The sequence below is a fragment of the Mycobacterium sp. NAZ190054 genome (assembly GCF_001545925.1).
Lineage (GTDB): Bacteria > Actinomycetota > Actinomycetes > Mycobacteriales > Mycobacteriaceae > Mycobacterium.
In genome coordinates this window covers 1-9,704 of sequence record NZ_LMVQ01000129.1, presented here as the reverse complement: position 1 = coordinate 9,704, position 9,704 = coordinate 1, and the positions used below count along the sequence as shown (strand labels likewise).

8 protein-coding genes and 2 pseudogenes are annotated in these 9,704 nt (G+C 69.1%); 7 read left to right on the top strand and 3 right to left on the bottom strand.

Going from position 1 to position 9,704, the window contains the following annotated elements:
• The 6 genes and pseudogenes from ASJ79_RS30890 to ASJ79_RS11115 form a co-directional block, all read left to right on the top strand.
• Positions 1-162: pseudogene (locus ASJ79_RS30890) on the top strand (sulfotransferase); the annotation flags it as partial.
• A pseudogene (locus ASJ79_RS11135) lies at positions 125-790 on the top strand (WS/DGAT domain-containing protein); the annotation flags it as partial. The pseudogenes ASJ79_RS30890 and ASJ79_RS11135, both read left to right, overlap by 38 nt.
• Positions 791-850: 60 nt before the next feature.
• A complete protein-coding gene (locus ASJ79_RS11130) occupies positions 851-2,617 on the top strand; it encodes a BCCT family transporter (RefSeq protein WP_067955077.1) in 1,767 nt (588 codons plus the stop codon).
• A gap of 66 nt (positions 2,618-2,683) precedes the next feature.
• Positions 2,684-3,163 carry a hypothetical protein gene (locus tag ASJ79_RS11125; RefSeq protein ID WP_156448378.1) on the top strand — a complete coding sequence of 160 codons (480 nt, stop codon included), beginning with the start codon at positions 2,684-2,686 and terminating at the stop codon, positions 3,161-3,163.
• 100 nt (positions 3,164-3,263) lie between these two features.
• Positions 3,264-4,403: a ferredoxin reductase gene (locus ASJ79_RS11120; RefSeq protein WP_067955071.1), complete on the top strand. Its 1,140-nt coding sequence runs from the start codon at positions 3,264-3,266 to the stop codon at positions 4,401-4,403.
• A gap of 68 nt (positions 4,404-4,471) precedes the next feature.
• Positions 4,472-5,728 carry a fatty acid desaturase gene (locus ASJ79_RS11115; protein WP_067955069.1) on the top strand — a complete coding sequence of 419 codons (1,257 nt, stop codon included), beginning with the start codon at positions 4,472-4,474 and terminating at the stop codon, positions 5,726-5,728.
• A 68-nt stretch (positions 5,729-5,796) separates the two neighbouring features.
• On the opposite strand, the gene ASJ79_RS11110 is transcribed toward ASJ79_RS11115, so the two are convergent.
• The 3 genes from ASJ79_RS11110 to aroA form a co-directional block, all read right to left on the bottom strand.
• On the bottom strand, positions 5,797-6,645 hold the full coding sequence (locus ASJ79_RS11110; RefSeq protein ID WP_067955067.1) for an aldo/keto reductase: 849 nt from the start codon (positions 6,643-6,645) through the stop codon (positions 5,797-5,799).
• 85 nt (positions 6,646-6,730) lie between these two features.
• Positions 6,731-7,711 carry a ribosome small subunit-dependent GTPase A gene (gene rsgA / locus ASJ79_RS11105; protein WP_067955065.1) on the bottom strand — a complete coding sequence of 327 codons (981 nt, stop codon included), beginning with the start codon at positions 7,709-7,711 and terminating at the stop codon, positions 6,731-6,733.
• Positions 7,708-9,012, bottom strand: coding sequence for a 3-phosphoshikimate 1-carboxyvinyltransferase (aroA, locus tag ASJ79_RS11100; RefSeq protein WP_067955063.1), 1,305 nt, complete (start codon positions 9,010-9,012; stop codon positions 7,708-7,710). The genes rsgA and aroA overlap by 4 nt, the downstream gene beginning before the upstream one ends.
• Before the next feature lie 94 nt (positions 9,013-9,106).
• Here aroA and ASJ79_RS11095 point away from each other — a divergent pair.
• On the top strand, positions 9,107-9,704 hold a 598-nt coding region (locus ASJ79_RS11095; RefSeq protein ID WP_067955079.1), incomplete at its 3' end, for an SOS response-associated peptidase.

Here is a 9,704-nt window from a genome sequence, read left to right as displayed (position 1 = left end):
GCCCCGCTCTTCGCCACCGGGGAGCCGCGGTCCGGGACGACGCTGCTGCACGCTCTGCTCGCCGAGGACGAGGACTCACGCGCGCTGCGCTTCTGGGAGGTGATGTATCCCTCCCCGCCACCGGGCCTCGGGCAGCCTCGACGAGTTCCGCGCCGTGCGCGCCCGCTACGACTGCGACGTCAACGACGTGGTGCTCGCGATGGTCGCCGGCGCGCTCCGCAACTGGCTGCTGTCCCGCGGGGAGCCGGTGCGCGCGTCGACCACGGTCCGCGCGATGGCGCCGATGCCGGTCTACCCGGACGCCGAGATCGACTCCACCGGCCCCGGCCAGGTGGTCGGTGAGGTGGCGCCGTTCCTGGTGGATCTGCCTGTGGGAGAAGCGAATCCGGTGGTCCGACTGTCGCAGATCGCCCACGCCACCGAGACGCATCCGACCGCACCCAGCCTGGTCGACGCCCGCACCATCATCACGCTGTCGGGTTTCGCGCCGCCGACGCTGCACGCCATGGGGATCCGCGTCGCGACGAGCTTCTCGGCGCGGCTGTTCAACCTGCTGATCACCAACGCGCCGGGAGCGCAGAACCAGATGTACATCGCCGGGACCAAACTGCTGGAGAGCTACGCCGTGCCGCCGCTGCTGCACAACCAGATCCTCGCGATCGGGGTCACGTCCTACAACGGGATGCTGTACTTCGGCATCAACGCCGACCGCGACGCGATGAGCGACGTCGACATGCTGCCCAGCCTGCTCCGCGAGAGCCTCGACGAGCTGGTCGAAGCCGCACGGTGACGCGATCGTGGCGAACCCGGAATTTGACGCGACAACGCCGCAAGGGTCGAATGTTCTCTGATGGCTGACTTCTCCGAGCAACAGGCGACCGTCGTTCCGTCTACCGAAAGGGACATCGAGACCACACCACACCCGGTGCTCGACATCCCCGTCGAAGAAGACCGGATCACCCGCCCGCGCGGTGTCGACTGGGTCGTGTTCGGTGTCACGGCCGTCATCGCGGTCGCCTTCCTGACGTGGGGCTTCGTGAGCACCGAGTCACTGGCCGACGCCTCCAGCACGGCGCTGACCTGGGTGATGGACCACACGGGCTGGCTGTTCGTGCTCACCAGCACGGGCTTCGTCGTGTTCGTGCTCTACCTGGCGCTGGGCCGCTACGGCACAATCCCGCTGGGCCGCGACGACGAGGCGCCGGAGTTCAACGGCATCTCGTGGGTGGCGATGATGTTCAGCGCCGGCATGGGTATCGGGCTGATGTTCTTCGGGGTCGCCGAGCCGCTGTCACACTTCGCGACCCCGCCGCCGGGCACCGGCCCCGAGGGCAACCCCGAGGCCGTGCAGAACGCGATGGCCACCACGCTGTTCCACTGGAGCCTGCACCCGTGGGCGATCTACGCCGTGGTCGGGCTCGCCATCGCCTACGGCGTGTACCGCAAGGGACGTCTGCAGCTGGTCAGCGCGGCGTTCGAACCGCTGATCGGGGCACGCGCCAACGGTCCGTGGGGCAAGGTCATCGACATGCTGGCGATCTTCGCCACACTGTTCGGGTCGGCGGCCTCACTGGGCTTGGGCGCGCTGCAGATTCGCAGCGGACTGCAGATCGTCGGCGGCATCGGCGAGACCGGCAACGCCATCCTGATCGTCATCATCACCGTGCTGACACTGTGTTTCGTGCTGTCGGCGGTGTCCGGGGTGGCCCGTGGCATCCAGTGGCTGTCCAACATCAACATGGTGTTGGCCGTCCTGCTGGCGATGTTCGTGTTCGTGGTGGGCCCGACGGTGTTCATCCTCAACCTGCTGCCCACCACCCTCGGCAGCTACTTCGCCGACCTGAGCATGATGTCGGCGCGCACCGGGGCCGAGGGCGCCGACGTCAACGCGTGGCTGCAGTCGTGGACGATCTTCTACTGGGCGTGGTGGGTGTCGTGGACGCCGTTCGTCGGCATGTTCATCGCGCGGATCTCGCGCGGCCGCACCATCCGGCAGTTCGTCGGCGGCGTGCTGCTGGTGCCGAGCATGGTCTCGCTGATCTGGTTCTCGGTGTTCGGCGGTTCGGCGATCAACGTGCAACAGAGCGGCACCGACCTGGCCGGTGAGGGCGGCGTGGAGGAGCAGCTGTTCACGCTGCTCGAGCAGTACCCGATCGCGACCGTCGCCAGCGTGGTGGTGATGGTCCTGGTCGCGATCTTCTTCGTCTCCGGCGCCGACGCGGCGTCGATCGTGATGGGCTCGCTGTCGCAGAAGGGCACCATCAAACCCGGCCGCGGCACGGTGGTGTTCTGGGGTGTGGCCACCGGCGCCGTCGCCGCGGTGATGCTGCTCGTCGGCGGCGAGGACGCGCTGACCGGCCTGCAGTCGATCACGATCATTGCGGCGCTGCCGTTCGTGCTGGTGATGGTCGGCTTGGCGGTGGCGCTGGTCAAGGACCTGCGCCGGGACCCCAAGATCGTGCGGCGCGAATACGCCGTCGAGGCGGTCAACAGCGCGGTGATCGCCGGGGTCACCCAGCACGGCGACGACTTCGTCATCTCGGTCGAGAAGGACCCGCACGCCGACGACAACGCCGACACCGACGCCGACGACGACGAGCCGAGCGCGTCGCGCTGAGCGGGGCAGGCGGCCGGGGCGGCTACCCTCAGGTCCGTGCGCGTCTACGTCCCCGCAACGTTGGCCATGCTGCAGCGCCTGGTCGCCGATCAGAGCCTGCGCCCCGTCAACGGGACCGCGTTCGCGGTGACGCCCGCGTTGCGGGAGGCCTACGCCGAGGGTGACGAGGACGAGCTCGCCGACGTCGCGTTGCGAGAGGCCGCGCTGGCGTCGCTGCGCATCCTCGACGACGAGGGCACCGAGGGACTGCCGCCGCGTCGGGTGGTCGTCGAGGCCGACCTCGACGACGCGGCGGGCGGCGTCACCCTGCGGCCCGACCTCGACGACGCGGTGGTGCGGATCTCCGGTGCCGTCCCGATCGGACGGGTGATCGCCGGCTACGTCGACACGTCCGCGGCGGAGCCCGCGGTGCTGGCCGCGATGGCGGTGATCGACGCCGCCGACCTGGGCGACGAGGACGCCGAGCTGACCGTCGGCGACGCCCAGGACCACGACCTCGCGTGGTACGCGCCGCAGGAGTTCCCGTTCCTGCTGGACCTGCTCTGAGGATGGATACGGTTCCGTAAGTTACGGTACCGTAGGTTGAAGCATCGCTTTGATGGGTAAGCCACCCACAGCCACCGCAAGCCGGGTAGGAGCAGCCGTCATGGCCAAGAACACCATCAAGAACACCGCCAAGGTGGCCGACACCGTGCGGCCCACCGTCGCCGGGGCCAAGGACCGGCCCGGCTGGCACCTGCTCCGCACCGTGGCCGGCCGCATCACGACACCGCTGTTGCCCGACGACTACCTCAAGCTGGCCAATCCGCTGTGGTCGGCCCGCGAGCTGCGCGGCCGCGTGCTGGAGGTGCGCCGGGAGACCGTCGACTCGGCCACGCTGGTCATCAAGCCGGGGTGGGGGTTCTCGTTCGACTACGAGGCGGGCCAGTACATCGGCATCGGCCTGCTCGTCGACGGCCGGTGGCGCTGGCGGTCCTACTCGCTGACCAGCAGCCCCATCACCAGCAAGGGTTCGCGCACGATCACCATCACCGTCAAGGCGATGCCGGAGGGCTTCCTGTCGACCCACCTGGTCGGCGGCGTCGCGCCCGGGACGATCGTGAGACTGGCTGCGCCGCAAGGCAATTTCGTGATGCCCGACCCGGCGCCGGCGTCGGTGCTGTTCCTGACCGCGGGTTCGGGGATCACCCCGGTGATGTCGATGCTGCGCACCCTGGCGCGCCGCGGCCAGATCGGCGACGTGGTGCACGTGCACTCGGCGCCGACCGAGGACGACGTGATGTTCGCCGCCGAACTGTCCGAACTCGCCGCCGGGCACGAGGGGTACCGGCTGCGTCTGCGGGCCACGCGCACCGAGGGGCGCCTCGACATGGGCCGCCTCGACGACGTCGTGCCCGACTGGCGTGATCGCCAGACGTGGGCCTGCGGGCCCGAGGCCATGCTGTCTGCCGCCGAACACACCTGGTCGGCCGCCGGCATCGCCGACCGGCTGCATCTGGAGCGGTTCGCGGTGACGCGGGCCTCGCACGGCAGCGGCGGCACCGTCGAGTTCTCCAAGTCGGGCAGGACCGTCACCGTCGACGGTGCGACATCACTGATGGATGCGGGCGAGGCCGCCGGGATCCGGATGCCGTTCGGCTGCCGGATGGGCATCTGCCAGTCGTGCGTGGTGGGGCTGCTCGACGGCCACGTGCGCGACCTGCGCACCGGTGTCGAGCACGAGCCGGGGACCCGCGTGCAGACGTGTGTGTCGGCGGCATCGGGGGATTGCACGCTCGACGTGTGACATTTACTGACTAGTAACCTACGTGGACGTAGGTTACGGTAGCGTAGGTAGAAGAGAGGAGGCTGATTATGGCGATCACCGACGTTCCAGAGTTCACCCATCTGACCGAGGCCGACATCGAGAATCTCGGCCGCGAGCTGGACGCAATCCGCCAGGACATCGAGGACTCCCGAGGCGAGCGCGATGCGCGCTATATCCGCCGCACCATCGCCGCCCAGCGCGCGCTCGAGGTGGCCGGCCGGCTGATGCTGGCGGGCAGCTCCAAGCGCAGGTACTGGTGGGCCGGCACCGCGACATTGGGCGTGGCCAAGATCATCGAGAACATGGAGATCGGCCACAACGTCATGCACGGGCAGTGGGATTGGATGAACGATCCCGAGATCCATTCCTCCTCATGGGAATGGGACATGAGCGGCGCCTCCAAGCACTGGCGCTTCACCCACAACTTCATGCACCACAAGTACACGAACATCCTCGGCATGGACGACGACGTGGGCTACGGCCTGATCCGCGTGACGCGCGATCAGCGGTGGCGGCCGATGAACGTGCTCAATCTGTTCTTCAACACGATGCTGGCGGTCGGCTTCGAGTGGGGCGTGGGTCTGCAGCACCTGGAGCTCGGCAAGATCTTCAAGGGCCGCGACGACCGCAGGGCCACGCTGGTGCGGGTCCGCGAGTTCGGCATCAAGGCCGGCCAGCAGTTGTTCAAGGACTACGTCGCATATCCCGCGCTCACGTCGCTGTCGCCGGGGGCGACGTTCAAGTCGACGATGAAGGCCAACGCGGTCGCCAACGTCATCCGCAACGTGTGGGCCAACGCCGTGATCTTCTGCGGCCATTTCCCCGACGGCGCAGAGAAATTCACCAAGACCGACATGATCGGCGAGAGCCGCGGGCAGTGGTATCTGCGGCAGATGCTCGGCAGCGCGAACTTCGAGAACGGCCCGGTGCTGCGCTTCATGAGCGGAAACCTCTGTCACCAGATCGAGCACCATCTGTACCCGGACCTGCCCAGCAACCGGCTGTACGAGATCTCGTTGCGGGTGCGCGAGGTCTGCGACAAGTACGACCTGCCCTACACCACCGGCTCGTTCCTGGTTCAGTACGGCAAGTCGTGGCGGACGATCGCGAAGCTGTCGCTGCCGGACCGGTTCCTGCACGACACTGCCGACGACGCGCCGGAGACCCGCAGTGAGCGGATGTTCGCCGAGCTCGACCCGTCCGAGCGGCGCGGGCTGAAGACGGCCATCGCCGCGGTGCGCCGCCGCCGGCGTGCGAAGGTCGCCGCGAAGGCCGCGATCAAACAGCAGGACCTGGCCGCCTGAACCGGAGGCAAGACACCCGAAACTCGCCCGCCATCACTTGATGGCGGGCGAGTTCCGTGTTTCCCGGGCTAGCTCGGGATGAAGTCGAACGTGTCCGGGTTCGGTCCGATGCGGCCGGACTCGCCTTGGTCCAGACCGGAGATCGCGGCGAAATCGTCGTCGCCGAGCTCGAAGTCGAACAGCGCGAAGTTCTCCTTGATGCGTTGCGGTGTCACCGATTTGGGGAAGACGATGTCGCCGCGCTGGATGTGCCAGCGCAGGACCACCTGCGCCGGCGTCTTGCCGGTGGCCCCGGCGATGCGGGTGACGACGGGATCGTCGAGCACCTTGCCCTGCGCGATCGGCGACCACGCCTCGGTCGCGATGCCGTGCTGCCGGCCGTAGGCCCGGACCTCGTCGTTGGCGAAGTACGGGTGCACCTCGATCTGGTTCACCGCGGGCACGGTGCCGGTCTCGTCGGCCAGCCGCTGCAGGTGCGCGACCTGAAAGTTCGACACGCCGATGCTGCGCGCGCGGCCGTCCTTCTTGAACTCCTCCAGGGTCTTCCAGGTCGACACGTAGTCACCGTCGTACAGCGTGGGCAGCGGCCAGTGGATCAGGAACAGGTCGACATAGTCGAACTCCAGGGCCTTGAGGGTGGCGTCGAACGCGCGCCGGGCGTCGTCGGGCTTGTGGAAACCGTTGTTGAGCTTGCTGGTGACGAACACCTCGGCGCGGTCGATGCCGGCCTCACGGATGCCCTGTCCCACGCCCTGCTCGTTCTGGTACATCTCGGCGGTGTCAATGTGGCGGTAGCCGATCTCCAGCGCCGATCGCACCGCCGCGGCCGTCTGGTCCGGCGGGACCTGGTAAACACCGAAACCCAGCTGCGGAATCGTGTTGCCGTCATTCAGTTCGATCGTGGGTATGTGGCTCAAAATCGCTCCTAACTCTTCATCGACAGCGTGCCCGGCAGGCAGGCCATGCAAACAGCTTCCCAGCGCACAACACGCGACGCAGGGGTCAACCTTCCCGCAGCGCGGCGAGCAACCGGCGCGCCGCGCGAACCCGGCCCTCGGCCGCGCCGGTCAGCCCGTCCAGCGCACACTCAGGATCGGCGGGCGGACCCATGTGCCCGCATCCGCGCGGGCAGTCGTCGATCGCGTCGGCCAGGTCCGAGAACGCCAGCACGACGTCGTCGGGCGCGATGTGCGCCAACCCGAACGAGCGGATGCCCGGGGTGTCGATCACCCAGCCGCCCGATTGCAGCGGCAACGCGACGGACTGGGTCGAGGTGTGCCGGCCCTTGCCGACGTCGGTGACCGCGCCGATGGCCCGATCGGCATCGGGGACAAGGCGATTGACCAGAGTCGACTTGCCGACCCCGGAGTGGCCCAGCAGCGCGGTGACCTTGTCGGTCAGCAGCGAATCGACTGCTTCGAGCGGGTCGTCGCGGCCCGCGGTGGTGATGATCAGGTCGAGGTCGCGGAACTGTTCGGCGAACGGCTCCGCCGGCGCCAGATCGGTCTTGGTCAGACACAGGATCGGCACCAGCCCGCCGGCGTACGCGGCGATCAGGGTCCGCTCGACCAGGCCGGTGCGCGGCGGCGGGTCGGCCAACGCCACCACGATCAGCAGTTGATCGGCGTTGGCGACCACCACCCGCTCGGTCGGGTCGGTGTCGTCGGCGGTGCGCCGCAACAGTGTTCGGCGTTCCCCGCGACGCACGATGCGGGCCAGCGTGTCGGCGCGGCCGGACAGGTCGCCGACCACGTCGACCTCGTCGCCGACCACGATCGGGGTGCGGCCCAGTTCGCGGGCGCGCATCGCCGTCACCGGGCGGGCGGGATCACCGCCGAGGACACATCCCCAGCGGCCCCGGTCGACGGTGACGACCATCGCCTGCTGGGCGTCGGCGTGGTCGGGGCGGGTCTTGGTGCGCGGACGGGAGCCGCGTCCGGGCCGGATCCGGACATCGGACTCGTCGTATTCGCGCTTGCTCAAGCGCCCGCCTGGAGGTCGGACTGACCGGCGAGCATGTCGGCCCACAGCTGCGGAAAATCGGGCAACGTCTTGGCCGTGGTGCCGATGTCCTCGACCTCGATGCCCGGCACCCGCAGCCCGACGATCGCGCCGGCGGTGGCCATCCGGTGGTCGGCGTAGGACTGCCACCGCCCACCGTGCATGTGCCGGGCGGTGATCAGCAGGCCGTCGTCGGTCTCCTCGCACTGGCCGCCGATGCGGTTGAGTTCGGCGCTCAGCGCCGCCAACCGGTCGGTCTCGTGCCCGCGCAGATGCGCGATGCCGCGCAGCCGCGACACCGAGCCCGGGGTCGCCAGCGCGGCCATCGCCGCGACCGACGGTGCGAGCTCTCCGACCTCGCGCAGGTCGACGTCGATACCGTCATAGGCCGTCGCGCCCTGCACCTCCAGATACGAATCGCCTTGCCGCACTTCGGCTCCCAGGCTGCTCAGGATCGACACGATGGTGTCGGCGGGCTGCGTGCTGACAGCCGGCCAGCCCATCATCCGGACGGCGCCACCGCTGATCACGGCGGCGGCCAGGAACGGCACCGCGTTGGACAGGTCGGGTTCGACGGCCCAGTGCCTGGCCGCGATCGGGCCCGGGGCCACCCGCCAGCGGCCGTCGGCGGAGTCGTCGACCTCGACGCCGGCGTCGCGCAGCATCGACACCGTCATCGCGATGTGCGGCGCCGACGGCACCGTGCCCCCGGTGTGCACGACGGTCAGCCCCTCGGTGAACGCGGCGCCGGAGAGCAGCAGACCGGACACGAACTGCGACGACCCCGACGCGTCGATCTCCACCGTGCCGCCGCGCACCGACCCGTCGCCGCGCACCGCGAACGGCAGCCCGTCGCCGTCGACGTCGACCCCGAGCCCGCGCAATCCGTCCAGCAGCGGCGCGATCGGTCGCGAGCGGGCCTGCTCGTCACCGTCGAACGTGACCGTCTCGGTGGTCAGCGCCGCGACGGGCGGGACGAACCGCAGCACCGTCCCGGCCAGCCCGCAGTCGATACGGGCGCCGGTCTGCGGGGCCAACGCGCCGCTGACCGTCAACTCGGTCGGGTCGCTGTCGTCGGCTTCCACCGTCACCCCGAGGCCCTGCAGTGCGGTGATCATCAGGTCGGTGTCGCGGCTGCGCAGCGCGCCGCCGACGGTCGAGGTGCCCTGCGGGACCGCGAGCGCCGCCAGCACCAGAGCCCGGTTGGTCTGCGATTTCGAGCCCGGCACGGTGACCGTCGCGTGGATGGGCGTCGCTGTCGACGGGGCCGGCCAGGTGTGCACGGGTTCATTGTTCCCTGTCGCGAATCCGGCGCGGCAAAGCACCCTGGACGTCGCGTCTCGCGCCGGATTCACCGGGTCTGGAACCATGGACACCATGTGCGGACGATTCGCGGTGACGACCGATCCGGCGCTGCTGGCCGAGAAGATCAAAGCCATCGACGAGGCCACCGCCGAGACCAAGGACGCCTCGGCGCCGAATTACAACGTGGCGCCGACGACCAGGGTGGCGACCGTCGTGAAACGCCACACCGAGCCCGACGACGAATCGACGCGCCGGGTGCGGCTGATGCGCTGGGGTCTGGTGCCGCCGTGGGCCAAGGCCACCGACGACGGCGCCCCGGACACCAAGGGCCCGCTGCTGATCAACGCCCGTTCGGACAAGGTCACGTCTTCGCCGGCGTTCCGGAGCTCGGCCAAGGCCAAGCGGTGCCTGGTGCCGATGGACGGCTGGTACGAGTGGCGCGGCGAGAAGGGGGCCAAGACGCCGTTCTTCATGTACGCCGGCGACGGGGAGCCGTTGTTCATGGCCGGGTTGTGGTCGACGTGGCGACCGAAAAACGCCGACAAGGACGCCAAACCGTTGCTGAGCTGCACGATCATCACCACCGACGCCGCCGGACCGCTCGCCGACATCCACGACCGGATGCCGCTGACGGTCAGCGAACGGGACTGGGACCGCTGGCTCGACCCCG